The sequence below is a fragment of the Streptomyces sp. enrichment culture genome (assembly GCF_964272855.1).
In the GTDB taxonomy this organism is placed as follows: Bacteria; Actinomycetota; Actinomycetes; order Streptomycetales; family Streptomycetaceae; genus Streptomyces.
The window spans coordinates 6,623,842-6,650,000 of the sequence record NZ_OZ186847.1 but is presented as its reverse complement, the minus strand read 5'-3'; the positions used below and the strand labels follow the sequence as shown (position 1 = coordinate 6,650,000).

The 26,159-nt window shown below is 71.8% G+C and carries 25 protein-coding genes and 1 pseudogene (1 of these 26 running past the window's edge); 12 read left to right on the top strand and 14 right to left on the bottom strand.

From position 1 onward, the window contains the following. The 3 genes from ACSU6L_RS29455 to ACSU6L_RS29445 all read left to right on the top strand — a co-directional run. Positions 1–586, top strand: the 3' portion of a protein-coding gene (locus ACSU6L_RS29455; protein WP_437061637.1) for a sporulation protein. It extends 197 nt beyond the left edge of the window; 586 of the gene's 783 nt are visible here — the last part of the coding sequence; its start codon lies off the left edge, out of view; its stop codon occupies positions 584–586. A 40-nt stretch (positions 587–626) separates the two neighbouring features. Further along, positions 627–1,166, top strand: coding sequence for a YbhB/YbcL family Raf kinase inhibitor-like protein (locus ACSU6L_RS29450; RefSeq protein ID WP_437061635.1), 540 nt, complete (start codon positions 627–629; stop codon positions 1,164–1,166). A gap of 143 nt (positions 1,167–1,309) precedes the next feature. Then, positions 1,310–1,816: an HNH endonuclease gene (locus ACSU6L_RS29445; RefSeq protein WP_073942208.1), complete on the top strand. Its 507-nt coding sequence runs from the start codon at positions 1,310–1,312 to the stop codon at positions 1,814–1,816. An 87-nt stretch (positions 1,817–1,903) separates the two neighbouring features. On the opposite strand, the gene ACSU6L_RS29440 is transcribed toward ACSU6L_RS29445, so the two are convergent. The 3 genes from ACSU6L_RS29440 to ACSU6L_RS29430 all read right to left on the bottom strand — a co-directional run bounded on the left by ACSU6L_RS29440 (position 1,904) and on the right by ACSU6L_RS29430 (position 4,336). After that, on the bottom strand, positions 1,904–2,857 hold the full coding sequence (locus ACSU6L_RS29440) for an SPFH domain-containing protein (protein ID WP_365516964.1): 954 nt from the start codon (positions 2,855–2,857) through the stop codon (positions 1,904–1,906). Positions 2,858–3,024: 167 nt separating this feature from the next. Next, positions 3,025–3,456, bottom strand: coding sequence for an NfeD family protein (locus ACSU6L_RS29435; RefSeq protein ID WP_437061632.1), 432 nt, complete (start codon positions 3,454–3,456; stop codon positions 3,025–3,027). A gap of 82 nt (positions 3,457–3,538) precedes the next feature. Then, positions 3,539–4,336 (bottom strand): ABC transporter ATP-binding protein, encoded by a 798-nt coding sequence (locus ACSU6L_RS29430; protein WP_437061630.1) that lies wholly within the window; start codon positions 4,334–4,336, stop codon positions 3,539–3,541. A 151-nt stretch (positions 4,337–4,487) separates the two neighbouring features. On the opposite strand from ACSU6L_RS29430, the gene ACSU6L_RS29425 reads away from it, so the two are divergent. Continuing rightward, a complete protein-coding gene (locus ACSU6L_RS29425; RefSeq protein WP_437061628.1) occupies positions 4,488–5,276 on the top strand; it encodes a hypothetical protein in 789 nt (262 codons plus the stop codon). Between the two features lie 120 nt (positions 5,277–5,396). Here the strand turns inward: ACSU6L_RS29425 and chpE are convergent, their stop codons facing one another. The 3 genes from chpE to ACSU6L_RS29410 form a co-directional block, all read right to left on the bottom strand. Next, positions 5,397–5,642: a chaplin ChpE gene (gene chpE, locus ACSU6L_RS29420; RefSeq protein ID WP_365516967.1), complete on the bottom strand. Its 246-nt coding sequence runs from the start codon at positions 5,640–5,642 to the stop codon at positions 5,397–5,399. A 191-nt stretch (positions 5,643–5,833) separates the two neighbouring features. Then, positions 5,834–6,475, bottom strand: a complete 642-nt coding sequence (locus ACSU6L_RS29415) for a response regulator (RefSeq protein ID WP_073942214.1) — start codon at positions 6,473–6,475, stop codon at positions 5,834–5,836. Next, entirely contained in the window at positions 6,468–7,613 is a 1,146-nt protein-coding gene (locus ACSU6L_RS29410) for a GAF domain-containing sensor histidine kinase (RefSeq protein WP_437061625.1), read from the bottom strand. Before ACSU6L_RS29410 ends, ACSU6L_RS29415 begins: the two co-directional genes overlap by 8 nt. A 212-nt stretch (positions 7,614–7,825) precedes the next feature. On the opposite strand from ACSU6L_RS29410, the gene ACSU6L_RS29405 reads away from it, so the two are divergent. The 3 genes from ACSU6L_RS29405 (at position 7,826) to ACSU6L_RS29395 (ending at position 10,677) form a co-directional block, all read left to right on the top strand. Further along, a complete protein-coding gene (locus tag ACSU6L_RS29405) occupies positions 7,826–8,524 on the top strand; it encodes an SDR family NAD(P)-dependent oxidoreductase (RefSeq protein WP_437061623.1) in 699 nt (232 codons plus the stop codon). Next, a complete protein-coding gene (locus ACSU6L_RS29400) occupies positions 8,521–9,594 on the top strand; it encodes an S-adenosylmethionine:tRNA ribosyltransferase-isomerase (RefSeq protein WP_437061621.1) in 1,074 nt (357 codons plus the stop codon). Before ACSU6L_RS29405 ends, ACSU6L_RS29400 begins: the two co-directional genes overlap by 4 nt. Before the next feature lie 324 nt (positions 9,595–9,918). Continuing rightward, on the top strand, positions 9,919–10,677 hold the full coding sequence (locus ACSU6L_RS29395) for a transglycosylase SLT domain-containing protein (RefSeq protein ID WP_437061619.1): 759 nt from the start codon (positions 9,919–9,921) through the stop codon (positions 10,675–10,677). A gap of 85 nt (positions 10,678–10,762) precedes the next feature. Here the strand turns inward: ACSU6L_RS29395 and ACSU6L_RS29390 are convergent, their stop codons facing one another. Further along, a complete protein-coding gene (locus ACSU6L_RS29390) occupies positions 10,763–13,318 on the bottom strand; it encodes an FHA domain-containing protein (RefSeq protein ID WP_437061617.1) in 2,556 nt (851 codons plus the stop codon). Between the two features lie 242 nt (positions 13,319–13,560). Here ACSU6L_RS29390 and ACSU6L_RS29385 point away from each other — a divergent pair. Together ACSU6L_RS29385 and serB are read left to right on the top strand one after the other, a co-directional pair. Continuing rightward, positions 13,561–15,420 (top strand): annotated as a pseudogene (locus tag ACSU6L_RS29385) (streptophobe family protein); the annotation flags it as partial. 864 nt (positions 15,421–16,284) lie between these two features. Next, positions 16,285–17,493, top strand: coding sequence for a phosphoserine phosphatase SerB (serB, locus tag ACSU6L_RS29380; RefSeq protein ID WP_073942218.1), 1,209 nt, complete (start codon positions 16,285–16,287; stop codon positions 17,491–17,493). 110 nt (positions 17,494–17,603) lie between these two features. Here serB and ACSU6L_RS29375 read toward each other — a convergent pair whose 3' ends face one another. The 4 genes from ACSU6L_RS29375 to ACSU6L_RS29360 form a co-directional block, all read right to left on the bottom strand. Beyond that, the gene (locus ACSU6L_RS29375) at positions 17,604–18,122 is read right to left on the bottom strand and encodes a SixA phosphatase family protein (protein ID WP_437061615.1); all 519 of its coding nucleotides are present in this window, start codon (positions 18,120–18,122) and stop codon (positions 17,604–17,606) included. Positions 18,123–18,187: 65 nt separating this feature from the next. Further along, a complete protein-coding gene (locus ACSU6L_RS29370; RefSeq protein ID WP_437061613.1) occupies positions 18,188–18,394 on the bottom strand; it encodes a hypothetical protein in 207 nt (68 codons plus the stop codon). 202 nt (positions 18,395–18,596) lie between these two features. Then, positions 18,597–18,713 (bottom strand): SGM_5486 family transporter-associated protein, encoded by a 117-nt coding sequence (locus ACSU6L_RS29365; RefSeq protein ID WP_274535971.1) that lies wholly within the window; start codon positions 18,711–18,713, stop codon positions 18,597–18,599. 98 nt (positions 18,714–18,811) lie between these two features. Continuing rightward, the gene (locus ACSU6L_RS29360) at positions 18,812–20,143 is read right to left on the bottom strand and encodes a CynX/NimT family MFS transporter (RefSeq protein ID WP_437061611.1); all 1,332 of its coding nucleotides are present in this window, start codon (positions 20,141–20,143) and stop codon (positions 18,812–18,814) included. Between the two features lie 82 nt (positions 20,144–20,225). On the opposite strand from ACSU6L_RS29360, the gene ACSU6L_RS29355 reads away from it, so the two are divergent. Continuing rightward, positions 20,226–20,921 (top strand): FadR/GntR family transcriptional regulator, encoded by a 696-nt coding sequence (locus ACSU6L_RS29355; RefSeq protein ID WP_437061609.1) that lies wholly within the window; start codon positions 20,226–20,228, stop codon positions 20,919–20,921. On the opposite strand, the gene ACSU6L_RS29350 is transcribed toward ACSU6L_RS29355, so the two are convergent. From ACSU6L_RS29350 to fabG, 3 genes are all read right to left on the bottom strand, one after another. Next, positions 20,896–21,249, bottom strand: coding sequence for a hypothetical protein (locus ACSU6L_RS29350; protein WP_437061607.1), 354 nt, complete (start codon positions 21,247–21,249; stop codon positions 20,896–20,898). The genes ACSU6L_RS29355 and ACSU6L_RS29350 overlap by 26 nt on opposite strands. A 173-nt stretch (positions 21,250–21,422) precedes the next feature. Then, complete coding sequence (gene fabI, locus ACSU6L_RS29345; protein ID WP_073942224.1) at positions 21,423–22,190, bottom strand: enoyl-ACP reductase FabI; 768 nt, start codon at positions 22,188–22,190, stop codon at positions 21,423–21,425. A gap of 5 nt (positions 22,191–22,195) precedes the next feature. Continuing rightward, positions 22,196–22,900 (bottom strand): 3-oxoacyl-[acyl-carrier-protein] reductase, encoded by a 705-nt coding sequence (gene fabG, locus ACSU6L_RS29340; protein ID WP_073942225.1) that lies wholly within the window; start codon positions 22,898–22,900, stop codon positions 22,196–22,198. A gap of 252 nt (positions 22,901–23,152) precedes the next feature. Between fabG and ACSU6L_RS29335 the strand changes: the two genes are divergently transcribed. Both ACSU6L_RS29335 and ACSU6L_RS29330 read left to right on the top strand, forming a co-directional pair. Further along, on the top strand, positions 23,153–24,676 hold the full coding sequence (locus ACSU6L_RS29335; RefSeq protein WP_437061604.1) for a TldD/PmbA family protein: 1,524 nt from the start codon (positions 23,153–23,155) through the stop codon (positions 24,674–24,676). An 83-nt stretch (positions 24,677–24,759) separates the two neighbouring features. Then, positions 24,760–26,154, top strand: coding sequence for a metallopeptidase TldD-related protein (locus tag ACSU6L_RS29330; RefSeq protein WP_437061602.1), 1,395 nt, complete (start codon positions 24,760–24,762; stop codon positions 26,152–26,154). Positions 26,155–26,159 lie beyond the last annotated feature (5 nt).

Here is a 26,159-nt window from a genome sequence, read left to right as displayed (position 1 = left end):
GTACAAGCAGGACATCGAGTTCACCAAGGTGCGGCTCGGCGGTGCCTTCGAGCTTCAGGCGAACGCCGTGCACGCGGTGCCGTTCACGCTGGACATCCCGTGGGAGACGCCGATCACCATGATCGACGGTCAGGCGCTGCGCGGCATGGACATCGGTGTGACGACCGAGCTGGAGATCGCGCGGGCCGTGGACTCCGGTGACCTCGACCCGATCAACGTGCACCCGCTGCCGGCGCAGAAGGCGATCCTGGACGCCTTCATCCAGCTCGGCTTCCGCTTCAAGAACGCGGACATGGAGCGCGGGCACATCCGGGGCACCCGGCAGAAGCTGCCGTTCTACCAGGAGATCGAGTTCCTGCCGCCGCAGCAGTACCGCGGCCTGAACCAGGTCGAGCTGAGCTTCGTGGCCGACCAGAACACGATGGACGTCGTGCTGGAGATGGACAAGAAGCCGGGTCTGTTCAGCGAGGGCAGCGACACGTTCCGGTCGTTCCAGGTGGGGCTGAACGACTACCAGGGGACCGACTGGGCGGCGTACCTCAACCAGTGGCTGTCCGAGGTCGGCAGCAAGCGCAACTGGTTCTAGGCTCGGTACCCACGGACCGAAACGATCAGGAGGTACCGAGGTGACCGAGCTGAAGCGGCGGCCTCTCCCCCACGACTTCCATCCGCCCGTGCCGTCGTTCACGGTGACCAGCGGGGACGTCGCGGAGGGCGCCACGCTGAAGGACGCTCAGGTCTACGCGGCCGGGAACACCTCTCCGCAGCTGCGCTGGGAGGGCTTCCCCGCCGAGACCAAGAGCTTCGCCGTGACCTGCTACGACCCGGACGCCCCGACGGGCAGCGGGTTCTGGCACTGGGTCGTGTTCGACATCCCGGCCTCCGTCACCGAGCTGCCGGCGGGTGCGGGCAGCGGCAAGTTCGAGGGGCTGCCCGAGGGTGCCGTACAGGCGCGCAACGACTACGGGACGAAGGACTTCGGTGGTGCCGCGCCGCCGCCCGGAGACGGGCCGCACCGGTATGTGTTCACGGTGTACGCGGTGGATCAGGAGAAGCTGGGCCCGGACTCGGACGCCAGTCCCGCCGTGGTCGGCTTCAACCTGCGGTTCCACACGCTGGCGCGTGCCCAGCTGATCGGTGAGTACGAGGTGCCCGCCGAAGCCTGACGTTCACGGAACGTTCGCCCGCCCCCGGTCTTGTTCGCGACCGGGGCGGGCACTTTTTATTGCGTTGTCCATCTCGGCGTGCCCGGCCAGAGTTGATCCAGCCCGCCAAGGGGTGGGCCGGTGCGCACGGGAGGTGGGCTGGTATGCGGGACACGCTGGTACTGAACGCGAGCTTCGAGCCGTTGTCGACGGTGACGCTGAACCGAGCCGTCGTTCTGGTGCTGCAGGACAAGGCCGTCGTCGAGCAGGCCCATCCCGAGCTGCGGATGCGGGGAGCGGCGGTCGACATACCGGCGCCGCGGGTGATCCGGTTGTGCAGGTACGTACGGGTGCCGTTCCGAAGACAAGCGCCGTGGTCCAGGCGGGGTGTGCTGGTGCGGGACCGGCACCGGTGCGCGTACTGCGGTCGGCGGGCGACGACGGTGGACCATGTGGTGCCGCGGTCGCAGGGTGGCGGGGACACCTGGCTGAACACGGTCGCCTCGTGTGCGGAGGACAATCACCGGAAGGCGGACCGGACGCCGGAGGAGGCGGGGATGCCGCTGCTCTCCGAGCCGTTCGAGCCGACGCCGGCGGACGCTATGTTGCTGGCGCTGGCCGAGGAGGAGTTCGAGGCGCTGCCGGACTGGCTGGCTCGGTCGGCTGCCTGACGTAGACCGTAGGGCTGCTGGTCCCTTGTCGGGTGATGGTTGTTCGTGGCTCGTCGCGCAGTTCCCCGCGCCCCTGGGGAGCTGCCGTCAGTCGATCGTCGGCTTCTCACGGCGTTCCGTGGCCTGGGGGCCGATGGTGGGGGCGCCGCCGCCGGAACCGCCCGACATCGGGCCGAAGTTGCCGAGGGCGCCGGAGAGGCCCTTGAGGGCGTCGCCGATCTCGCTGGGGACGATCCAGAGCTTGTTGGCGTCGCCCTCGGCGATCTTCGGGAGCATCTGCAGGTACTGGTAGGACAGCAGCTTCTGGTCCGGGTCGCCGGCGTGGATGGACTCGAAGACCGTGCGGATGGCCTGGGCCTCGCCCTCGGCACGCAGGGCGGCGGCCTTGGCCTCACCCTCGGCGCGGAGGATCTGGGACTGCTTCTCGCCCTCGGCGCGCAGGATCTCGGACTGGCGGACACCCTCGGCCTGGAGGATCGCGGCGCGCTTGTCGCGGTCGGCGCGCATCTGCTTCTCCATCGAGTCCTGGATGGAGGTGGGCGGCTCGATGGCCTTGAGTTCGACGCGGTTGACGCGGATGCCCCACTTGCCGGTGGCCTCGTCGAGGACGCCGCGCAGGGCGGCGTTGATCTCCTCGCGGGAGGTGAGGGTGCGCTCCAGGTCCATGCCGCCGATGATGTTGCGGAGCGTGGTGACCGTCAGCTGTTCGATCGCCTGGATGTAGCTGGCGACCTCGTAGGTGGCGGCGCGGGCGTCGGTGACCTGGTAGTAGATGACCGTGTCGATGTTGACGACCAGGTTGTCCTGGGTGATCACCGGCTGCGGCGGGAACGGCACGACCTGTTCGCGCAGGTCGATGCGGTTGCGGATGGTGTCGATGAACGGGACGACGATGTTCAGGCCCGCGTTGAGGGTCCGTGTGTAGCGGCCGAAGCGCTCGACGATGGCGGCGCTGGCCTGTGGGATGACCTGGATCGTCTTGATCAGGGCGATGAAGACCAACACCACCAGGATGATCAGGACGATGATGATCGGTTCCATCGCTGCTTCCCCGTACCCTTCTCCGCCTCGGCGCTCTTGGAAGATCTTATGGCTCTGAAGATCTTGCTGGTCGAGTCTTGCAGACCGTCACGCAACTCGTAGGGTGTTCGGTCCACTTGTGTCCTGCGAGCTGTCGTGCGCGGTGTCGTGCAAGGTGTCGATCGAGGTCACATGACGATCGCGGTGGCCCCCTCGATGTCCACCACGTCCACTTCCTGGCCGACTTCGTAGGCACGGTCGGTGTCGAGGGCGCGGGCCGACCAGACCTCGCCGGCGAGCTTGATGCGTCCGCCGGAGCCGTCCACGCGCTCCAGGACGACGGCCTGCTTTCCTTTCAACGCCTCGACCCCGCTGACGAGTTGGGGCCGTTGGGCGCGGTGCCGGGTGGCGATGGGGCGTACGACCGCCAGGAGCGCGACCGAGACCGCGACGAAGACGAGCACCTGGACCACGACGTCGCCGCCCACGGCGGCGGCGATCGCGCCCGCGATCGCGCCGACCGCGAGCATGCCGAGTTCGGGCATGGCGGTGACCACGAGCGGGATTCCGAGCGCGGCCGCGCCGACGAGCCACCACACCCATGCGTCGATGTCGTTCACACGGTCATGGTAGGTCCGTGGTCCCGTCGCCGACAGGGCGCGATCGGGCGGGAACGCGCCCTGCGGCCGAGGGCGTTGGGGTTCAGCCGAGCGGCAGGCCCTGGGCGGTCCAGCGGTCGCCGACCTGCTCGACGACGAGCGGCAGGCCGAAGCAGAGGGAGAGGTTGCGGGAGGTGAGTTCGAGCTCCAGCGGGCCCGCGGCGAGGACCTTGCCCTGGCGGATCATGAGGACGTGGGTGAAGCTGGGGGCGATCTCCTCGACGTGGTGGGTGACCATGAGCATCGAGGGGGCGATGGGGTCGCGGGCGAGCCGGCCGAGGCGGCGGACCAGGTCCTCGCGGCCGCCGAGGTCGAGGCCGGCGGCGGGCTCGTCGAGGAGCAGCAGCTCCGGGTCGGTCATCAGGGCGCGGGCGATGAGGGTGCGCTTGCGCTCGCCCTCGGAGAGGGTGCCGAACTTGCGGTCCAGGTAGTCGGACATGCCGAGGCGGTCGAGGAAGGCGCGGGCGCGCTGCTCGTCGACGTCCTCGTACTCCTCCTGCCAGGCGGCGGTCATGCCGTAGGCGGCGGTGAGCACGGTCTGGAGGACGGTCTGGCGCTTGGGGAGCTTGTCGGCCATGGCGATGCCGGCCATGCCGATGCGGGGGCGCAGTTCGAAGACGTCGGTGCCGGGCTTGCCGAGGGTCTCGCCGAGGATGGTGGCGGTGCCCTTGCTGGGGTAGAGGTAGCTCGAGGCGACGTTGAGGAGGGTGGTCTTGCCGGCGCCGTTGGGGCCGAGGATCACCCAGCGCTCGCCCTCCTTGACCGACCAGGAGACCTGGTCCACCAGAGCCCGGCCCTCGCGGACCACGGATACGTCCTGAAGCTCCAGAACATCGCTCATGAGCGCGTTGTCTCCCCTTGCAGTGTCGCCGGTCTCGGCTGTCGCGTACGCCTGTGGCTCGGTCGGTCGCGCCGGTGGGCGCAGCCCTCCATGAAATCTACGCCACCGGTCGGCCCGGACATTCCCTCGGTCCGGTCCTTAGGGTGGAGGCATGCTCTCGGAACCACGCTCAGGACGTCTTGCCGCATGGGGAAATGCCCTACTTGCCGGACTTGTCTCACCGGATGACGCCGTGCTCGCCGTCGTCGGGGACGATGCCGTGCACCGGGTGGCGGGGCTGCCCGGCGAGTCGGCGCCCGTCGGGCTCACGCTCGCGCTGGGTCGGCTGCGCACGCTCGGGGTGACCGCGCTGCGGGTCGCGCTGCCCTCGCCGGGGCATCCGCTCGGTCTGAGCGGGCCGCCGGAGTTCAACCAGCGGGCGATCGACGCCGAGGAGGCGGTGATCTGTCACGGCGCGGCGCTGGGCCTGGTGCCGGAGGTGTACGAGGCCGGGCCCGAGGGTGATGTGCATGTCGAGGTCGTCTGGCACTGCCTGGCGGTGCGGGAGGCGCCGCCGGCCGATGTGCCCTCGCTCGGCGAGGCGGAGCGGGAGCTGGCGGAGGCCCTGCGGGAGGCGACGGAGGTGCTGACGCGGCTGGACGTGGCCGCGTCGGGGCCGGTCGCGGAGGCGGCGATCGACGCGTACCGGGCGCGTGCGGAGCGGGGGCGTGAGGTGCTGGCGCCGGGGTATCCGCCGCGGGCGGTGCGGGTGCTGGAGCTGGCGCAGCGGGTCGGGATGCTGATCTCGGTGGCATACGAGAACGGGCACGGGGGCGCGGTGAGCGCCGGTGAGATGGCGGCTCGGGCGCAGGCGCTCAGGCCGGTGGAGCGGACGGCCCGGCGGGCGCAGGTGGCGGCGTACAACGCCGTCGTGGAGGAGCGCGAGCGGGGGATGCGGTGAGCGCGGGTTCGCGCCGACCGGCGCCGGCGGACCGGTGGCCGCCACGGCGGCCTTCCCGGCGATGTGCTCAGCCGGTGAAGGCCGCCGTGGCCGATCGTCCCGCGACCGCGGGACGCGACGTCAGTGGTTGACGCCCAGGTTGCCGAAGGCCGGGTTCAGCACGCCGATGACGTTCACGCTGTTGCCGACCACGTTCACCGGGACGTGGACCGGGGCCTGGACGAGGTTGCCCGAGACGACGCCCGGCGAGTGCTCCGCCTTGCCGGCCGCCAGGGAGCCCTCGGTGGCGGAGGCCATGCCCGCACCGGCGGCCACCAGACCACCGGCCACCATCGTCACAGCCGCTGCCTTCTTCAGGTTCTTCACTTCTGAGCCCTCTCTAGCGATCACTGCGGCAGGCGCCGCAGCACGCACTGGAGAACGGCGGAGATCCGCGGAGGATGCGCCATCCGGGGGACATTCCCACGACGGTATGAATCTCAGCCCGGAGCGGAACCTTCCGTATTGCCGTCCGTAGTGCCGTACGGAGGGCTTGTCAGCCGGTGACGGAGGGCTTGTCAGCCGGTGACGCCATGGCGTACGGCCCACAGCGCGGCCTGCGTGCGGTCCGCCAGGTCGAGCTTCATCAGGATGTTCGAGACGTGGGTCTTGACGGTCTTCTCGGACAGCACCAGGGCGCGGGCGATCTCCCGGTTGGAGCGGCCGTCGGCTATCAGGCCCAGCACCTCGCGCTCCCGCTCGGTGAGCGAACCGCCCCTGCCCTGGCCGGTGGTGGAGTCCTCCTGGGCCAGCAGGGCACCCGCCACCTCCGGCTGGAGCAGGATGTGCCCGGCGTGCACCGAGCGGATGGCGCCGGCCAGGGCGTCGGGGTCGACGTCCTTGTACACGTACCCCGCGGCGCCGGCGCGCAGGGCCGGGACCACCGTGCGCTGCTCGGTGAAACTGGTGACGATGAGCACGCGCGCGGGGTTGTCGAGTTCGCGCAGTCTGCGCAGGGCCTCGACGCCGTCCATGCCCGGCATCTTGATGTCCATCAGCACGACGTCGGGCCGCAGTTCCTCGGCGCGCTCGACGCCCTCGGCTCCGTCGGCGGCCTCTCCGACGACCTCGATGTCGTCCTGCACTTCGAGGAAGGTGCGCAGGCCCCGGCGGACGACCTGGTGGTCGTCGACGAGCAGCACCTTGATTGCGTCAGCCACCGGGGACCTCCATCTCGATCGTGGTGCCCTTGCCGGGCGCCGATTCCACGGTCAGTCTGCCGCCGACTCCCCCGGCCCGGTCCCGCATGGAGACCAGGCCGAGATGGCGTCCCGCGCGGCGGACCTGGCGCGGGTCGAATCCGCTGCCGTCGTCCGTGACGCGCAGCACCGCGCCGTTGCCGCGCTTCTCCAGGGCCACGTCGACCCGGTCGGCGCCGGAGTGCCGCAGGGCGTTGTGGAGGGCCTCCTGGGCGACGCGCAGCAGGGCCTCCTCCTGGGCGGCGGGCAGGGCGCGCACCCCGCAGCTGTCGAAGGACACGCGCGCGGTGTGGGCGCGGTCGAGGACCTGGATCTGGGTGCGCAGGGTGGCGACGAGGCCGTCCTCGTCGAGGGCGGCGGGGCGCAGCTCGACGACGGCGGTGCGCAGTTCGTCGGCGGCTTCCGCGGCGAGGGCGGCCACCTGCTGCAGTTCGCACTTGGCACGGGCCGGATCGCGGTCGACGAGGGCGGTGGCGGCCTGTGCGGTCAGGCGCAGGGAGAACAGCTTCTGGCTGACGGCGTCGTGCAGTTCGTGGGCGAGGCGGGAGCGTTCCTCGGCGATGGTCAGCTCGCGGCTGCGTTCGTAGAGCCGGGCGTTGGTCAGGGCGATGGCGGCGTGCTGGGCGAGGATGGTGAGCAGTTCCTCGTCGTCCTCGGTGAAGTTGCAGCCGCCGGCGGGCAGCGCGCAGTTCTTGTTGGCCAGGAAGAGGGCGCCGAGGATCTCGTCGCCGTCGCGGATGGGCACGCCCAGGAAGTCGGCCAGCTCGGGGTGGGCGGAGGGCCAGCCCTCGAAGCGGGGGTCCTCCCGGACGTCGGCGAGGCGTTCCGCGCGGGCCTCGTGGAGCATCGAGGCGAGGATGCCGTGCTGGCGCGGGAGGGGGCCGATGGCCTTCCACTGCTCCTCGCTGACGCCGTCGACGACGAACTGGGCGAAGCCGCCGTGGTCGTCGGGGACGCCGAGGGCGGCGTACTGCGCGTCGAGCAGTTCGCGGGCGGACGCGACGATCGTCTTGAGGACGTCGCGCACCTCGAGATGCCTGCTCATGGCCAGCAGCGCGGAGCTCACCGCGGCGAGGCCGGACCTGGGGCCTTGACTCATGTCTCCACGCTACCGGCGGGGTGTGACAGCGCGGATCCGACCGGTGACGGCGACTGTCTGGTTCCGAGGTCCTAGGGCGCGGGTCCCGGGGGCTCGGCGTAGGACGAAGGGCCCCGCCGGTTTGCGGCCCGCGTCCGAGGCGGGGCGGACGGGCCTGTTCCTACGGTGTGGGCACGCCGAGGGGCGGGTTCGAGGACGAGGGGACGTGGGTCATGCCGGTGGCGATCATCACGGGGGCTTCGAAGGGGCTCGGACGGGCGCTCGCCGAGGCGCTGGCGGAGCGCGGCTGGGATCTGGCGCTGGACGCGCGGAACGCCGAGGTGCTGAAGGGAACGGCGGCGGGGCTCGCCGGGCACGGGACCCGCGTGGCGGCCGTGCCCGGGGACGTGGCGGACGCGGGGCACCGCGCGGAGCTGGTGGCGGCGGCCCGGCGGCTGGGCGGGGCGGACCTGCTGGTGAGCAACGCGAGCGCGCTGGGTGCCGAGCCGCTGGTACGGCTGGAGCGGCTGGAGCTGGACGGGCTGCGGCGGGCGCTGGAGGTGAACGTGGTGGCCGCGCTGGGTCTGGTCCAGGAGGCGCTGCCGCTGCTGCGGGCCTCGGGGGCGGGGACGGTGGTCGCGGTCAGCTCGGACGCGGCCGCCGAGGCGTATGGGACGTGGGGCGGGTACGGGGCGTCCAAGGCGGCGCTGGACCAGCTCGCGGCGGTGCTGGCCGAGGAGGAGCCGGGGCTGCGGGTGTGGGCGGTGGATCCCGGGGACATGGCGACGGACCTGTACGCGGCGGCCGTACCGGACGATGACGATCCGCGGCCGGACCCTGCCCGCGTGGTGCCCGCGTTCCTGCGGCTGCTGGACGAGCGGCCCCCGAGCGGTCGGTACTCGGCGCCGGCGCTGCTGGCGGGGGCGCGATGAGGCCGGCGGGCGTACGGGTGCCCGAGGAGCTGTCCGCGCGGGTGCCCGCCGAGCAGCGGGGGCCCGGCCTGGGCCGGGATGCCGTACGGCTGCTGGTGTCGCGGGGGACGCGGGTGTCCCACCGGGTGTTCGCGGAGCTGCCGGGGCTGCTGCGGGCGGGTGATCTGCTGGTCGTGAACACGTCGCCGACGCTGGCCGCGGCGGTGGACGGCCGGCTGGGGCACGCGCGCGTGGTGGTGCATGTCTCCGCGCGGGGTGACGACGGCCGGTGGGCGGTGGAGCTGCGGGATCCGGACGGCAGGGGCACCACGCGCGCGCGGGCGGGCGGACCCGCGGGAGTGGGGGTGCGGCTGCCCGGGGGCGGGCGGCTGGTGCTGGAGGAGCCGCTGAGCGGGCTGAGCGGGCGGCTGTGGTGGGCGCGGGCGGCCGGTGCGGACGTCCGCGCGGTGCTGCGTGAACACGGGCGGCCCATCCGGTACTCCTACACGGAGCGGGACCAGCCGCTGTCCGTGTACCAGACGGTGTTCGCGCTGCCGTCGGCGGACGGGGAGGGGAGCGCGGAGATGCCGAGTGCGGCGCGGCCCTTCACGCACCGGATGGTGACGGAGCTGGTGGGCCGGGGGGTGCGGTTCGCGCCGGTCTCGCTGCACACGGGGGTGGCGTCGGCGGAGGCGCACGAGCCGCCGTACCCGGAGCGGTTCGTCGTGCCGGAGGCGTCGGCACGGCTGGTCGACGCCGTGCGGGCGGATGGCGGCCGGGTGATCGCCGTGGGGACGACCTCGGTGCGGGCCGTGGAGTCGGCGGTGGGCGCCGACGGGGTCGTACGCGCGCGTGCGGGGTGGACGGATCTGGTGGTCACTCCGGAGCGCGGGGTGCGGGTGGTGGACGGGCTGCTGACCGGGCTGCACGAGCCGGAGGCGTCGCATCTGCTGATGCTGCGGGCGGTGGCGGGACGGGCGGCGGTGGACCGCGGGTACGAGGAGGCACTGCGGGGGCACTACCTGTGGCACGAGTTCGGGGACGTCCATCTCCTGCTGCCGGAGGAGGCCCCTCACCGAGCCCTTACATAGGGCATTGCTTCAGCAACGGTCGGTGAGACGGGGTGGGTCGCGATGTGAGCCCTCGCATAGGGCGCAGGTCACGTACGAAGGTCCTTAGGAGGTGGACAGCCTCCACGTGAGCGGGACAGACGGTCCAATCTGTCCCGATTTGCCCCTAGGTGATCCACTACCGGACATCGTACGTCACACCTTTGCCACAGAATTTTGCGGCCGCTAAGAATTGCAGCCGTCGCTCAGCGCCGCGGGTTTCCGCCCGCGGCGTTCGTGCGGGACGAACCCGTGTCCCCCGCCGGACGCAGAGCGACTCCGCGCTATTCGAAGAGGTCCATTCGCATGCTGCAGAACCATCAGAAGCCCGGTCGTAGTCGCTCGCTGACCAAGACGCACAAGATCGCGCTCGCCGGTGTCGCCGCCCTCGGTACCGCCGCCGTCGCGCTCTCCGCCGCCCCGGCCGGTGCCAAGACCACCACGACCGAGGCCGGTTCCGCGGCTGCCGTCGCCTACAGCCCCGCGCAGGTCAAGGACGTCAAGACGACCGTCACCGACCAGCTCGCCGCCACCAGCGTGAAGATCGAGGCCATCGAGGCCAAGCACCAGGCCGTCGTCAAGGCCGCGGCGAAGAAGGCCGAGGCCGCCGCCAAGCAGAAGGCCGAGGCCCTGGCCGCGAAGCAGGCCGCCGCCAAGAAGGCCGCGCAGGAGCGCGCCGCGAAGGCCGCCGCGAGCCGGTCCGCGCAGCGCGCCGCGATCAAGCCGGCCGCCGTCCAGTCCTACCCGAACAACCTCGACGGCTGGATCCGCGAGTCGCTGACCATCCTGAAGAAGCACGGCATCCCGGCCTCCTACGACGGCATCCACCGCAACATCATGCGCGAGTCCTCGGGCAACCCGAACGCCATCAACAACTGGGACATCAACGCCATCAACGGCATCCCGTCGAAGGGCCTGCTCCAGGTCATCCCGCCGACCTTCAAGGCCTACCACGTCCCCGGCACGTCCTGGAACATCTACGACCCGGTCGCCAACATCACCGCCGCCTGCAACTACGCGGCCGACCGGTACGGCTCGATGGACAACGTCAACAGCGCGTACTGAGGCAGGCGCGGACCTCGGTACACAGCGCCGAAGGGCGGCACCCCCCTGACGGGGTGCCGCCCTTCGGCGTCGCACGGACCGGCTCCTACTTGCGCATGACCTCCGGCTCGTGGCGGCGCAGGAAGCGGGCCACGAAGAAGCCGCAGAGGACGCCCAGGGCGATCAGGGCGGCCATGTCCAGACCCCAGGTGCCCAGGCTGTGCTCCCACAGCGGGTCGTTGTCGGCGCCCTCCTCGGGCGGGCTGATCTTGTTGAAGTCCAGCGTGGCGCCCGCGGCGGCTACCGCCCAGCGCGACGGCATCAGGTACGAGAACTGGTTGACGCCGACCGTGCCGTTCAGGGCGAAGAGGCAGCCGGTGAACACGACCTGGATGATCGCGAACATCACCAGCAGCGGCATCGTCTTCTCGGCGGTCTTCACAAGCGAGGAGATGATCAGGCCGAACATCATCGAGGTGAAGCCCAGCGCCATGATCGGCAGGGACAGCTCGACGAGCGTGGCGCCGCCCAGGATCAGGCCCTCCTCGGGGATCTCCCGGCTGGCGAAGCCGATCACGCCGACCAGCAGGCCCTGGAGCACGGTGATCATGCCGAGCACGAACACCTTGGACATCAGGTACGCCGAACGGGACAGGCCGGTGGCGCGCTCCCGTTCGTAGATGACCCGTTCCTTGATCAGCTCACGGACGGAGTTCGCCGCGCCGGCGAAGCAGGCGCCGACGGCGAGGATCAGCAGGACGGTGGTGGCCGTGCCGTTCGGGATGATCCGCCCGGTCTGCGGGTTCGCCGGGTTGGGCAGCAGACCGCGGTCCGGGTCGATCAGCAGGCTCACCGCGCCGAGCACGGCCGGCAGGATCACCATCAGGGCGAGGAAGCCCTTGTCGGAGGCGATCACCGAGATGTAGCGGCGGACCAGCGTGACCCACTGCGACATCCAGCCCTGCGGCTTCGGCGGTTTCATCGCCTGCATCTGCGGCATCTGTACGGCCTGCGGGGCGACGGCGTCGATGTCCGCGGCGTACATCTGGTAGTGCTGCGAGCCCTTCCAGCGGCCCGCCCAGTCGTAGTCGCGGTAGTTCTCGAAAGCGGAGAACACATCGGCCCAGGTTTCGTAGCCGAAGAAGTTCAGCGCCTCCTCGGGCGGGCCGAAGTAGGCGACGGAACCGCCCGGCGCCATCACCAGCAGCTTGTCGCACAGCGCCAGCTCGGCCACCGAGTGGGTGACGACGAGGACCGTGCGGCCGTCGTCGGCGAGGCCGCGCAGCAGCTGCATGACATCGCGGTCCATGCCCGGGTCGAGGCCGGAGGTCGGCTCGTCCAGGAAGATCAGCGACGGCTTGGTCAGCAGCTCCAGGGCGACGGAGACGCGCTTGCGCTGGCCGCCGGAGAGCGAGGTGACCTTCTTGTCCTTGTGGATGTCGAGCTTCAGCTCGCGCAGCACCTCGTCGATGCGGGCCTCGCGCTCGGACGCCGTGGTGTCGGCGGGGAAGCGGAGCTTGGCCGCGTACTTGAGGGCCTTCTTGACGGTCAGCTCCTTGTGCAGGATGTCGTCCTGCGGGACCAGACCGATGCGCTGGCGCAGCTCGGCGAACTGCTTGTAGAGGTTCCGGTTGTCGTACAGCACCTCGCCCTGGTTGGCGGGCCGGTAGCCGGTCAGCGCCTTGAGCAGGGTGGACTTGCCGGAGCCGGACGGGCCGATGACCGCGATCAGCGACTTCTCCGGGACGCCGAAGGAGACGTCCTTGAGGATCTGCTTGCCGCCGTCGACCGTGACCGTCAGATGGCGGGCGGAGAAGGACACCTCGCCGGTGTCGACGAACTCCTCCAGCCGGTCGCCGACGATCCGGAACGTCGAGTGGCCGACGCCGACGATGTCGGCCGGGCCGAGCAGCGCCGAGCCGCCCTTGGCGATCGGCTGGCCGTTGACGTACGTGCCGTTGTGCGAGCCGAGGTCGCGGATCTCCATGCGGCCGTCGGGCGTGGCGTGGAACTCCGCGTGGTGGCGGGAGACCTGGAGGTCGGAGACGACCAGGTCGTTCTCCAGGGCACGTCCGATGCGCATGACGCGGCCGAGCGCGAACTGGTGGAACGTGGTGGGGCTGCGGTCGCCGTGGACCGGCGGCGCCCCCGCGGCACCGCCGGGCACCTTCTGCACGTAATTTTCCGCCGGGGCCTGCTGCTGCGGGATGTGCGCGCCCGCCTGCGCCTGCTGCTGCCAGCCGGCCTGCGGGGCCTGCTGGTGGGGGATCTGCTGCTGCGGCGCCGGCGCCTGCTGGGCCCAGCCCGCGCCCGCGCCCTGCGCCGCGTACGGCTGCTGCTGCGGCTGGGCCTGCGGCGTAACGGCGGCCGCGGCGCCGGAGAGCGTCACGAGCGGACCATCGGTGCCGTTGCCCAGGTGCACCACCGAGCCGGCACCGATCTCCATCTGCTGGATCCGCTGGCCGTGCACGAACGTGCCGTTGGTGCTGCCATGGTCCTCGATGACCCAACTGCGGCCGTTGAAGCTGACCGTGGCGTGCCGCCAGGAGACCCTGGCGTCGTCGAACACGACGTCACCCTGAGGGTCACGTCCGAGTGTGTAGGCCCTGGACGAATCGAGCGTCCAGGTCCGTCCATTTGATTCCAGTACGAGTTCCGGCACTCCATGCCCCACTGAGTTGTCCCCCGAGTTACCCCCGTCGCAGGGAGTCTAGGGATGTCGAACATCGGGGGGAACTATTTCAGGAGCGGCCCCCTGACCGAAAGTCGGGCCTTGTGAAGACCGCGTACGGGCGCATCGAAGCGTTGCCGTTGACGGGGGTTGAAACCTGCCCGGAGAGTGGTAATCCCCCGCGAGGGGGACAAGCGCGGCACTCCTGCCGCGCTGCGGATCGGGGGTCTGCCATGAGCGTCGAGACCGCGCGGTACGGCACGAAGGTGCCCTGGGTCGATGTGCTGCTGTCCGCGATCGCCGCCGTGAGCTGGGCGTTGATCGGTATGGCCGGGACGGCGGCGCTCGGGCTGCGGCTGCTGGAGGCCGACGCGGCCGGTTCGTTGGGGCCGATGACCGCGGCGGTTGTGGCGCTCGGGGCGGGTGGTTCCGTCACCCCGTCCGGGGATGTGTCCGTGTTCGGCCTGGAGGGCGCCGAGGCCACGACCGCCATCGAGATCACGCCATTGGGTGTGAGCCTGGTCGGCGCGCTGCTGCTGTCGTGGTTCTTCCTACGGTCCTTGCGCGCGGCCGGAGTTGTGGTCTCTCCCGCCGAACTCCTCGCCCGCACGGGGGCGGTGGCCGCGCTGTTCGTCGCCACACTGGGCGGGCTGGCCTGGGCGGGGCACGACGTCATCACCCTCGACGGCGGCTCGCTCGGCCTCGACGACGTGCCGGGGGCGGGGTCCGGTGCCGGTTCAGGTTCCGGGGGAATCGAGATCCCCGGGCTCGGGGACATCGGGGATCTCGGGGACATCGGCGGGCTGCTGCCCGACCGGCTCGGCGACCTCGTCGACGCGGAGGCGGCGGTCGGGTTCACCGTCGACACCGCGCCGACGCTGCTGGGCGGGGCGGCCTGGGTGACCGGGGTGCTGGTGGTCGCGCTCCTCGCGTCGCGCCGCACGCCGCTGCCGCGCGGCTGGGACGTGGTGCACCGCGTGGTGCGGCCGACCGTGTCGGCGCTCGTCACGGTGCTGCTGATCGCCGTCGCGGCGGGGTGCGCGGCGGCGGCGTACGCGGCGATCGGCGACGACCACCCGAAGCGGATCGCGGGGGCCGCGCTGCTCGGCGCGCCGAACGGGGTGTGGCTGGGGACGTCGATCGGCCTCTTCGTGCCCTGGCACGGCGAGGCCTCCGGCGTCCTCACCCGCTTCCTGCCCGACCCGCTCGACGACCTCCTCGCCGACTCCGACCAGCGGGTCACCCTGGGGCGGCTGGCGGAGCTGGACGGGCGGGTGTGGCTGCTGGGGGTGGCGGCGGTGCTGGCGATGCTGGCGGCAGGGGTGCTGCAGGCGGTGCGGACGCCGGTGGAAGTGGGTGCGGCGGGCTCGGGCGGGACTGTACGTGGCCGGGGGGTCGTCGGCTTCGCGGGGCGCTGCGCGCTGCGGCTGGGGCCGGCCACCGCGCTCGCGCTGCCGCTGCTCGGACTGCTGACCGAGGTGTCCCTGGACGCCTCACTCTCGATCCTGGGGGTCGACGCGTTCGGGGCCGGGGTGGACCTGAGCCCACACCTCGGCACGGCACTGCTGCTCGGCGCGGTGTGGGGCGCGGCTGCGGGAGCCGGCGGGGCGCTGCTGGCATGGGCCGCCGGGGCCGCCGGGCGGCAGGCGGCCCCGTTGGCACTGGGTGCCGTGCGGCAGGGTCTCGCGGACCAGGCCCAGGGCCCGGGGCCGTATCTCCCGGGCACTCCGTACCGACCGCCGAACCCGGCCACCAATCCGTACCTGCGCCTACCGGAAGGCTTGCACCGCGACCGGGACCGGGACCAGGACACGGAGGTGCTGCGGCCGGGTGGACGGGGGGCTTGGGGAGGGACGGCTGGGGGGCTGGCGCCGGGGTCCGCTTCTCGGGGAGGGGCGGCCGAGGGGCCGTCGCAAGGGGCTGGGGCTCGGGGAGGGGCCGCTGAGCAGGCGCCGCCGCGCGGGTGGGGCGGCGGCAGCGAGGGGGCGGCTGGGGAGCCGTCGCAAGGGCCGGGCTCTCGGGGAGGGGCAGCGGAAAATGCCCCACCGCAAGGATGGGGTTCTGGCGGGGAGGCGCCAGCAGATGCGCCGCCGCGCGGCTGGGGAGCCAGCGGAGGGGCGGCCGGGGAGACACCGCGCGGAGGGGGCTCTCGCGGCGGGGCATCCGGGGATGCGCCACGGCACGGCTGGGGCGGCAGCGGAAGCGCGGCTGGGGAACCGCCGCAAGGGCCAGGCTCACGCGGAGAGGCGACAGCAGACTCGCCGCGCGGCTGGCAAGCCAGCGCAGGGGCAGCCCGGGAGACACCGCCCGGAGGGCGCTCTCCCGGAGAGGCAGCAGGCGCTGTGCCGCCACGCGGGTGGGCCCGCAGCGGAAGCGGGGCCGGAGAGCCACCACGCGGGTGGGGCGAGAGCGGGGTCGGGGAGCCACTACGCGGGTGGGGCGAGAGCGAGGTCGGGGAGCCGCCGGAAGGGTCAGGCTCTCGCGGAGAGGTGTCAGAGGATGCGTCGCCGCGCGGGTGGGGCTCTCGGTCCGGGGCGTCTGGGGTGTCGGCGTCCGGGCAGAGTCGCCATGAAGGAGCGGCCGGGCTCGGTGCCGGAGATGGGGCCGCGGAGCAGGCGTTCTCCAGGGAACCCGGGGAGGAGGCGGACCAGGTGGTCTGGGATGACGGGCTGTACGGGGCCCCGACCGTCGTGCGTCCCGTGGAGCCGCCTCCGCGTTCCCCCCGGCGGACGCCGGGCTCGCGGGCGCCGACGTCGCCCGAGGAGGGGCCGCCGCCGCCACCGCCCCCCGCGCCACCCCCGCCGGGCAGGCCCAAGTAGGGTGCCGGGCGGGGCCGGAGTTTGGCGTCGTGGCCGGTGTGTCACACGGACTTCATCCGGGCGTCGACCAGTGTTCCGTGTCCGCTAGGCGGACCTCGGGGGCGGGCGGCACTGGGTGCCGGTTACCGTGGGAGCACCATGAGCGCTTTGCAGACCTCTGACGTCCCCACTCTCCTGGTCAAGATCTTCGGCAAGGACAGGCCGGGGATCACAGCCGGGCTCTTCGACACCCTCGCCGCCTACTCGGTCGACGTGGTCGACATCGAGCAGGTCGTCACCCGTGGCCGGATCGTGCTGTGCGCGCTCGTGACCGAGCCGCCCCACGGGCTGGAGGGCGACCTCCGGGCCACCGTCCACAGCTGGGCCGAGTCGATGAAGATGCAGGCCGAGATCATCTCCGGCCTCGGCGACAACCGCCCGCGCGGCCTCGGCCGCTCCCTGGTGACCGTGCTGGGTCACCCCCTCACCGCGGAGGCCACCGCCGCGATCGCCGCCAAGATCACCAAGGCCGGCGGCAACATCGACCGTATCTTCCGGCTCGCCAAATACCCGGTGACCGCCGTGGAGTTCGCGGTGTCCGGCGTGGAGACCGAACCGCTGCGCACCACCCTGGTCACCGACGCGGCGGCGCTCGGCGTCGACGTGGCGGTCGTCGCGGCGGGACTGCACCGGCGCGCCCAGCGCCTGGTCGTCATGGACGTGGACTCCACACTGATCCAGGACGAGGTGATCGAGCTCTTCGCCGCGCACGCCGGCTGCGAGGACCAGGTCGCCGAGGTGACGGCCGCCGCGATGCGCGGCGAGCTGGACTTCGAGCAGTCGCTGCACGCGCGGGTGGCACTGCTGAAGGGCCTGGACGCCTCGGTGGTGGACAAGGTGCGCAGCGAGGTCCGGCTGACGCCGGGCGCCCGCACGCTGATCCGCACGCTGAAGCGGCTCGGCTACCAAGTCGGTGTGGTCTCCGGCGGGTTCACCCAGGTCACGGACGATCTGAAGGAACGCCTGGGGCTGGACTTCGCCCAGGCCAACACCCTGGAGATCGTCGACGGCAAGCTGACCGGCCGGGTCACCGGGGAGATCGTGGACCGAGCGGGCAAGGCGCGGCTGCTGCGCCGGTTCGCCGCGGAGGCGGGCGTACCGCTGTCGCAGACCGTGGCGATCGGCGACGGCGCCAACGACCTGGACATGCTGAACGCGGCCGGCCTCGGGGTCGCCTTCAACGCGAAGCCGGTGGTGCGGGAGGCCGCGCACACGGCGGTGAACGTGCCGTTCCTGGACACCGTGCTCTACCTGCTCGGTGTCACCCGGGAAGAGGTCGAGGCGGCGGACGCGCACGAGGAGAGCTGATCCGACCGGGCGGCTCCGGGTAGCCGCGGCCGCCGTCGTGGTGTGACGTCGTCGTGTGACGGGGCCGGTACCGCCGTGGTGCCGGCCCCGTCAGCTGTACCGGGGTCGGCTCACTCGCTCGGGGCCCAGTAGTCGACCAGGGTGCCGAGGCCCGGTTCGAGGGTCTTCCAGGAGCCGGTGAAGGACAGCACCGCGAAGGCGGCGGCCGGGAAGCCGCGGCGGGCCATCCGCCGGCGGGCGTCGTCCTCGGCCGAGCCGGCCAGCACCTCGGCGAGGCCGTGCACGCCGGGGTTGTGGCCGATCAGGAGGAGGTTCTGGGCGTCGTCGGGGGTTTCGTTGAGCACGGCGATCAGCTCGCCGGGCGAGGCCTCGTAGATCCGCTCCTCGTAGACCGTCTTCGGCCGGTGCGAGAACTCGTGGACGGCGAGCTTCCAGGTCTCGCGGGTCCGGGTCGCGGTGGAGCAGAGGGCCAGGTCGAAGGGGATGCCGGTGTCGGCCAGCCTGCGTCCGGCTTCGGCGGCGTCCATGCGGCCCCGGTCGGCGAGCGGCCGCTCGTGGTCGTTGACCTGGGGCCAGTCGGCCTTCGCATGCCGGAAGAGGACGATCCTGCGGGGTTCTGCGACGCTCATGACTCCCAGCTTCGCATGAAACAGGCCATGGGGCGCAGGGAGTTGACGAGCGGTTTCGCCGGTGCTCAGCGGGTCAGCAGCTGCCGGACGTGGTCCATGAGCCGGGCCACGGCGGGGTCGCCGCCCGCGGCGTGGGCGTCGGCCGGGTTCAGGATGAGCGTCAGCAGGGCGACGAAGGCGAGCGTCGGCAGGGCGAGGGCCCACCAGGGCAGGCGGGTTTCGACGCCCCGGGTGCCGACCGGGCGGGGGCGGGACTGGGTGCGGGCCGACATGATGCCTCCGTGGATCCGTCCTCGACTGGTGTGGTCCGCCTCCCGCGGCCACACTTCGACGCTACGGAACGGAGAGGCGTCAACCCATCCGGTGATCCACCCACTTGACCCTGACACTCACCCCCTAGGGGATGGTGGGGACAGCCCCACCATGAGCGAGCCATCCGGGGCATCGGGGCCTGGGAGCCGAGGGCCGCGGGTCCTACGGCGCGGCGATCGACGCGATGACGGCGATGATCACGAAGATGGCGAAGAACGAGCCGAAGACGAGCAGCATCTTCTTCTGGCCGTTCTTGGGGTTCGGGTCGAGCACTGGCATACCGCAAGTCTCGCACCCGTCTCCCGCACCCGCCCCGCCGGGGTCACCCGAGCCCCGTACCGCCGGGCTCACCTTCCCCGAGCCCGCCCCGCCGGGGGTCAGCCGGCGGCAGCCGCCTCGTCCTCCACCGTGCGGTCGCGGCCCGCCAGCCAGCCGACCGCCATCTGCGGGATCATCAGGGCGACCATCAGAGCGATCGGCAGCCCCCAGCCGCCGCTGTGCTGGTAGAGCACGCCCACCAGGAGCGGTCCGGGGATGGAGATCAGATAGCCGGTGCTCTGCGCGAACGCGGACAGCTGGGCCACGCCCGGGCCGGACCGCGCGCGCATCCCGACCATGGTCAGCGCCAGCGGGAAGGCGCAGTTGGAGACGCCGAGCAGCACGGCCCACGCCCAGGCGCCGCCGGCGGGTGCGAGGTGGAGCCCGGCGTATCCGGCGAGGCCGCACACGCCGAGGGCGAGGACGATGGGCCCCTGGTGGGGCAGCCGGGTGGCCAGCCGGGGGATGACGAAGGCCAGCGGCACGCCCATCACCATGGTGACGGCCAGGAGCAGACCGGCGGTGCCGGCGGGGACCCCGGCGTCGCGGAAGATCTGCGCCATCCAGCCCATGGTGATGTAGGCGGCGGTGGCCTGGAGGCCGAAGAAGGCGGCGAGCGCCCACGCGATGCGGCTGCGGGTGATGCGCAGCGCGGGGGCCTGCGCCTCCCCCGGGGCTGCCGCGGGGTCGGCCTGTTCGGCGCCGGAGGTCGCGCCCCGGTCCCGCAGGACCGGCAGCCAGGGCAGTACGGCCGCGGCGGCGAGAGCGGCCCACACGGCGAGCCCTGCTTGCCAGTCGCCGCCCAGCGCGTCGGTGACCGGCACGGTCACGGCGGCGGCGGTGGAGGTGCCGAGGGCGAGGGCCATGGAGTACGCGCCGGTCATGGACCCGACCCGGTCGGGGAACCAGCGCTTGACGATGACCGGCATCAGGACGTTGCTGACCGCGATGCCCATGAGGGCGAGCGCGCTGGCGGCCAGGAATCCGGGGGTGCCGCCCGTGAACGGCCGGATGAGCAGGCCGGCGGCGATGGCGGCCATGCCGGCGCAGACCACCGCGGCGGGGCCGAAGCGGCGGGCCAGGCGGGGTGCCATGACGCCGAAGACGGCGAAGCAGAGCGGCGGCACGGAGGTGAGCAGTCCGGCGACGCTGCCGCTCATGCCGAGGCCGTCGCGGACCTCTTCGAGGAGGGCGCCGAGGCTGGTGATGGCGGGGCGGAGGTTGAGGGCGGACAGCATGATGCCGACGACGACCAGGCGTACGGTCCACGCGCGCGTGGTGCTCTGCTGCGCCGCGGTCCTGCGCGGCGCCTCATCGGAGCGGCCTGCCGCCGGACGACCTGCGTCCTGCGACTCCGGGGACTTCTTCGTCTGTATCTCCTCGCCTGCCATGCGATCCATCATAGAATCATGGGATGATTGGTTGTCCATTCCCCGGGCGCCCGATGCCGCCCGGCCCGTGCGAAGGTGTGCCATGCCCTTGAGCCACCCCCGTCGTTCGGCGCTGTCCGAACAGGTCATCGCCGAGCTGCGCAACCAGATCACCTCGGGCGAGTGGCCGGTCGGCTCCCGCATCCCCACCGAGCCGGAACTGGTCGAGCAGCTCGGCGTCGCCCGCAACACGGTCCGCGAGGCGGTCCGGGCGCTGGCGCACAACGGCCTGCTGGACATCCGCCAGGGCTCCGGCACCTATGTCGTGGCGACCAGTGAGCTGGCGGGCGTGATGCACCGCCGTTTCGCGGGCGCCGATCCCCGGCACATCGCCGAGCTGCGCTCGACCCTGGAGTCGGCCGCCGCGAAGCTGGCCGCCGAGCGGCGCACCGAGAAGGACCTCAAGCAGCTGGACGCGCTGCTGGTGCGGCGCGAGGAGGCCTGGGAGACCGGGGACGCGGAGACGTTCGTGACGGCGGACGCGACGTTCCACCTGGCCGTGGTGGCCGCCTCGCACAACGACGTCATGACGGCGATGTACGCGGACCTGGGCGAGGTGCTGCGGGACTGGCTGCGCGAGGACGTGGGCGAGACGCTCACCCCGGAGACGTACATGGACCACGCGCGGCTGGTGGACGCCATCCGCGCGGGCGACGCGGAGACGGCGGCGACGGAGGCGGCGGGCTATCCGTTCCTGTGCCGCCCGGGCCGGTTCAGCTCCCCTGGTTCTGGTGACTGATCCACACCGCGCGAACCTCCTTCCAGCAGCGGCCGGTCAGGCGCACGGTCATCGCGGGACCGGCGTCGGCCGGGGCGCTGTCGGTGTCCAGGTCCCACCAGCGGACGCATTCGATGTGCAGCCGAACGCGGTCCGTGTCCACATAGGGGTTGTGACAGTGAGCGGTCACCTCGGAGCCGTGGATCCGCGTGCGGCAGGCGGCTCCGGACGGCTGGGGCGTTTCCGGTTCGCGCGCCTCAACGCGCGCGTGGGGCATCGCTTCGTGCGGCAGGGAAAGCACCAGGGCGGCGGCCAGGGTCACTGAGGCCAGGCTGCGGAACAGGTACACAAGGGAACCTCCTCGGCCGTGCTGGGGAGGGACGCGTTGGTGGACGCGTAATCAGAGTGCCCGGTTGCCTCGGGCTTCCGCCTGGCCGGATAGACCGAACGGGTGACGCCCCGCTCCCCGCGCCAGGCGGGAAACGGGGCGTCGGCGCCGTAGGCGATGCCTTACGGGACGGGTCACGCACCGATGGCGTGCAGACCACCGTCCACGTGGATGATCTCGCCGGTGGTCTTCGGGAACCAGTCGCTCAGCAGGGCGACCACACCGCGGCCGGCCGGCTCCGGGTCCTTCAGGTCCCACTCCAGCGGGGAGCGGCTGTCCCACACCGAGGCCAGCTCGCTGAAGCCCGGGATGGACTTGGCGGCCATGGAGCCGATCGGGCCCGCCGAGATGAGGTTGCAGCGGATGCCCTGCTTGCCCAGGTCACGCGCCATGTAGCGGTTCGTGGCCTCAAGGGCGGCCTTGGCCGGGCCCATCCAGTCGTACTGCGGCCAGGCGTACTGGGCGTCGAAGGTGAGGCCGACGACCGAGCCGCCGTTCTGCATCAGCGGCAGGCAGGCCATGGTCAGCGACTTCAGCGAGAACGCCGAGACGTGCATGGCGGTGGCCACCGACTCGAACGGCGTGTTGAGGAAGTTGCCGCCGAGCGCGTCCTGCGGGGCGAAGCCGATGGAGTGGACGACGCCGTCGAGGCCGCCCAGCTCCTGGCCGACGATCTCCTCCAGCCGGCCCAGGTGCTCGTCGTTGGTGACGTCGAGCTCGATGACCTTGGTCGGCTTGGGCAGCTTCTTGGCGATGCGCTCGGTCAGCGTGGGCCGCGGGAACGCGGTCAGGATGATCTCGGCGCCCTGCTCCTGGGCCAGCTTGGCGGTGTGGAAGGCGATGGAGGACTCCATCAGCACACCGGTGATCAGGACGCGCTTGCCCTCGAGAATTCCGCTCATGGTGATCAGTGACCCATTCCCAGTCCGCCGTCTACGGGGATGACGGCTCCAGTGATGTACGAGGCGTCGTCCGAGGCGAGGAACCGCACCGTCGCGGCGATCTCCTCGGGCTGCGCGTAACGGCCGAGCGGCACCTGAGACATGATGTTCTCGCGCTGCTCGTCGCTGAGCGCCCGGGTCATGTCCGTGTCGACGAAACCGGGCGCGACGACGTTGAAAGTGATGTTGCGCGAGCCCAGCTCACGGGCGAGGGAGCGCGCGAAGCCGACGAGGGCGGCCTTGGACGCGGCGTAGTTCGCCTGGCCGGCCGAGCCCAGCAGGCCGACGACCGACGAGATGAGGACGACCCGGCCCTTCTTGGCGCGCAGCATGCCGCGGTTGGCCCGCTTCACGACGCGGAAGGTGCCGGTGAGGTTGGTGTCGATGACCGAGGTGAACTCCTCCTCGGACATGCGCATCAGCAGCTGGTCCTTGGTGACGCCGGCGTTGGCCACCAGCACCTCGACCGGGCCGTGCTCGGCCTCGATCTCCTTGTAGGCCTGCTCCACCTGCTCGGGGTCGGTGATGTCGCACTTGACGGCGAGGAAACCGGCCGGCGGCTCGCCGGACCGGTACGTGATCGCGACCTTGTCGCCGGCGTCGGCGAAAGCGCGGGCGATGGCGAGGCCGATGCCCCGGTTGCCTCCGGTGACGAGAACCGAGCGGCTCAACGGATCACCCTTTCGATAGCGGTCTGATACCCCGCCCGGCACCTGGACGACAGGCGGCCATGACAGGCGGCTTCACCGAAAACCTATCGGTCGGCCGCGGGCGCCGGACATTCGGGCACCCACAGTGGCGCAGGGGGCTCACTGTCGAATCCCTACAGAAAGCCCCGGTCGCCGGATACAAACGTGTGGTCCGCGGGCCCGCGGGCGCGTCATGCTCGGAGCCGACAGGCGACGACAGCAGGGAGACCTCGGGTGCCTCATACCATCGACGAAGCCTTCACGGCACTTCCGCTACGCGCCCTCGCCGACGCCGCGCTGGCACGCGCGCGTGCCCTCGGCGCGGAGCACGCGGACTTCCGGTTCGAGCGGGTGCGCAGCGCGTCCTGGCGGCTGCGGGACGGCAGGCCGTCCGGGTCGTCGGACACCACCGATCTGGGCTACGCGGTGCGGGTGGTGCACGGCGGGACGTGGGGCTTCGCGTCCGGCGTGGACCTGACCATGGACGCCGCCGCGAAGGTGGCGAGCCAGGCGGTGGCGATGGCCAGGCTCTCCGCTCAGGTGATCAAGGCGGCCGGGTCGGAGGAGCGGGTGGAGCTCGCGGGCGAGCCGGTGCACGCCGACAGGACGTGGATCTCGTCGTACGAGATCGATCCGTTCACCGTGCCCGACGAGGAGAAGGCCGGGCTGCTGGCGGAGTGGAGCCGGCGGCTGCTGGCGGCCGACGGGGTGGACCATGTCGACGCCTCGCTGCTCACCGTGCACGAGAACAAGTTCTACGCCGACACGGCCGGGACCGTGACCACGCAGCAGCGGGTCCGGCTGCATCCGCAGCTCACGGCGGTGTCGGTCGACGATTCGAGCGGCGAGTTCGACTCGATGCGCACGCTCGCGCCGCCGGTCGGGCGCGGCTGGGAGTACCTGACGGGCACCGGCTGGGACTGGGACGCCGAGCTGGCCGAGATGCCGGAGCTGCTGGCGCAGAAGATGCGCGCGCCGAGCGTGGAGCCGGGGCTGTACGACCTGGTCGTGGACCCGTCCAACCTGTGGCTGACGATCCACGAGTCCATCGGGCACGCGACCGAGCTGGACCGCGCGCTGGGCTACGAGGCCGCGTACGCCGGCACCTCGTTCGCCACGTTCGACCAGCTCGGCACGTTGAAGTACGGCTCGGAGCTGATGAACGTCACCGGCGACCGCACCGCCGAGCACGGCCTGGCGACCGTCGGGTACGACGACGAGGGCGTCGAGGCGCAGTCCTGGGACCTGGTGAGGGACGGCACGCTCGTCGGGTACCAGCTGGACCGCAGGATCGCGAAGCTCACCGGGCTCGGGCGGTCCAACGGGTGCGCCTTCGCCGACTCCCCCGGGCATGTGCCGGTGCAGCGGATGGCCAACGTCTCGCTGCGGCCCGATCCGGCCGGCATGTCCACCGAGGACCTGATCGGCGGCGTCGACCGCGGCATCTACGTCGTCGGGGACCGGTCCTGGTCCATCGACATGCAGCGGTACAACTTCCAGTTCACCGGCCAGCGGTTCTTCAAGATCGAGAACGGGCGGATCACCGGGCAGCTGCGGGACGTCGCCTACCAGGCGACCACCACCGACTTCTGGGGATCGATGGTCGCGGTCGGCGGGCCGCAGACCTATGTGCTCGGCGGCGCCTTCAACTGCGGCAAGGCCCAGCCGGGCCAGGTCGCCGCCGTCTCCCACGGCTGCCCGTCCGCCCTGTTCCGGGGCGTGAACATCCTCAACACCACTCAGGAGGCCGGCCGATGAGCGCCCACTACGGGATCGGCTGGGGGTCCGGGGGTTATTCCCCCGGGAAAGCACAGTCTCAACACCACTCAGGAGGCCGGCCGATGAGCGCCCCGACGAACAAGCCGTACGAGATCGTCGAGCGGGCCCTGGAGCTGTCCCGGGCCGACGGCTGCGTGGTGATCGCCGACGAGGAGTCCAGCGCCAACCTGCGCTGGGCGGGCAACGCGCTGACCACCAACGGCGTCACGCGCGGGCGCACGCTCACCGTCATCGCGACCGTCGACGGCAAGGAGGGCACCGCCTCCGGGGTGGTGTCCCGGTCCGCCGTGACCGCGGACGAGCTGGAGCCGCTGGTGCGGGCCGCGGAGGCCGCCGCGCGCGGCGCCGAGCCCGCCGAGGACGCCCGTCCGCTCGTCGCGGACGTGCCCTCCTCCCCCGACTTCACGGACGCGCCCGCGGAGACCTCCTCGGCTGTGTTCGCCGACTTCGCGCCCGCCCTGGGCGAGGCGTTCGCCCGCGCGCGGGCGGGCGGCCGGGAACTGTACGGCTTCGCCAACCACGAGCTGACCAGCAGCTACCTGGGCACCTCCACGGGGCTGCGGCTGCGCCACGACCAGCCCAACGGCACGCTGGAGCTGAACGCCAAGTCGCCGGACCGCTCCCGCTCGGCGTGGGCCGGACGCTCCACCCGGGACTTCAAGGACGTCGACCCGGCGGCGCTCGACGCGGAGCTGGCCGTCCGTCTCGGCTGGGCCGAGCGCCGGATCGAGCTGCCCGCCGGGCGGTACGAGACGCTGCTGCCGCCGACGGCGGTCGCGGACCTGCTGATCTACCAGATGTGGTCGGCGTCGGGCCGGGACGCGAGCGAGGGCCGCACGGTGTTCTCCAAGCCCGGTGGCGGCACCCGGCTCGGCGAGCGGCTGAGCGAGCTGCCGCTGACCCTGCGCAGCGACCCGCACGAGCCGGGCCTCCAGGCCGCGCCGTTCGTGCTCGCGCACTCGTCCGGCGGCGACTCGTCGGTGTTCGACAACGGGCTGCCGCTCACGCCCACCGAGTGGATCGGCCGCGGAGAGCTGAAGCATCTGATCACCAGCCGGCACAGCGCGGACCTCACCGGGCTGCCGGTGTCGCCGGGCATCGACAACCTGATCCTGGACGGCGGCGACGACCGCACCCTGGACGAGATGGTCGCGAGCACCGAGCGCGGGCTGCTGCTGACCTGCCTGTGGTACATCCGCGAGGTGGACCCGGCGACGCTGCTGCTCACCGGCCTGACCAGGGACGGCGTGTACCTGGTCGAGAACGGCGAGGTGACCGGCGAGGTGAACAACTTCCGGTTCAACGAGTCGCCGGTCGGGCTGCTGGGGCGGGCCACGGAGGCGGGGCGCACGGAGAAGACGCTGCCGAGGGAGTGGAGCGACTGGTTCACCAGGGCCGCGATGCCGCCGCTGCGGGTGCCCGACTTCAACATGAGCTCGGTCAGTCGCGGCGTCTGAGCTGT

What these genes read in the sequence shown, in the direction of transcription:
- ACSU6L_RS29445 (WP_073942208.1), top strand. Translation starts at nt 1,310, where the DNA reads ATGCGGGACACGCTGGTACTGAACGCGAGCTTCGAGCCGTTGTCGACG.
- ACSU6L_RS29440 (WP_365516964.1), bottom strand. Translation starts at nt 2,857, where the DNA reads ATGGAACCGATCATCATCGTCCTGATCATCCTGGTGGTGTTGGTCTTC.
- ACSU6L_RS29430 (WP_437061630.1), bottom strand. Translation starts at nt 4,336, where the DNA reads ATGAGCGATGTTCTGGAGCTTCAGGACGTATCCGTGGTCCGCGAGGGC.
- ACSU6L_RS29425 (WP_437061628.1), top strand. Translation starts at nt 4,488, where the DNA reads ATGCTCTCGGAACCACGCTCAGGACGTCTTGCCGCATGGGGAAATGCC.
- ACSU6L_RS29410 (WP_437061625.1), bottom strand. Translation starts at nt 7,613, where the DNA reads ATGAGTCAAGGCCCCAGGTCCGGCCTCGCCGCGGTGAGCTCCGCGCTG.
- ACSU6L_RS29405 (WP_437061623.1), top strand. Translation starts at nt 7,826, where the DNA reads ATGCCGGTGGCGATCATCACGGGGGCTTCGAAGGGGCTCGGACGGGCG.
- ACSU6L_RS29400 (WP_437061621.1), top strand. Translation starts at nt 8,521, where the DNA reads ATGAGGCCGGCGGGCGTACGGGTGCCCGAGGAGCTGTCCGCGCGGGTG.
- ACSU6L_RS29395 (WP_437061619.1), top strand. Translation starts at nt 9,919, where the DNA reads ATGCTGCAGAACCATCAGAAGCCCGGTCGTAGTCGCTCGCTGACCAAG.
- serB (WP_073942218.1), top strand. Translation starts at nt 16,285, where the DNA reads ATGAGCGCTTTGCAGACCTCTGACGTCCCCACTCTCCTGGTCAAGATC.
- ACSU6L_RS29375 (WP_437061615.1), bottom strand. Translation starts at nt 18,122, where the DNA reads ATGAGCGTCGCAGAACCCCGCAGGATCGTCCTCTTCCGGCATGCGAAG.
- ACSU6L_RS29370 (WP_437061613.1), bottom strand. Translation starts at nt 18,394, where the DNA reads ATGTCGGCCCGCACCCAGTCCCGCCCCCGCCCGGTCGGCACCCGGGGC.
- ACSU6L_RS29365 (WP_274535971.1), bottom strand. Translation starts at nt 18,713, where the DNA reads ATGCCAGTGCTCGACCCGAACCCCAAGAACGGCCAGAAGAAGATGCTG.
- ACSU6L_RS29360 (WP_437061611.1), bottom strand. Translation starts at nt 20,143, where the DNA reads ATGGCAGGCGAGGAGATACAGACGAAGAAGTCCCCGGAGTCGCAGGAC.
- ACSU6L_RS29355 (WP_437061609.1), top strand. Translation starts at nt 20,226, where the DNA reads ATGCCCTTGAGCCACCCCCGTCGTTCGGCGCTGTCCGAACAGGTCATC.
- fabI (WP_073942224.1), bottom strand. Translation starts at nt 22,190, where the DNA reads ATGAGCGGAATTCTCGAGGGCAAGCGCGTCCTGATCACCGGTGTGCTG.
- ACSU6L_RS29330 (WP_437061602.1), top strand. Translation starts at nt 24,760, where the DNA reads ATGAGCGCCCCGACGAACAAGCCGTACGAGATCGTCGAGCGGGCCCTG.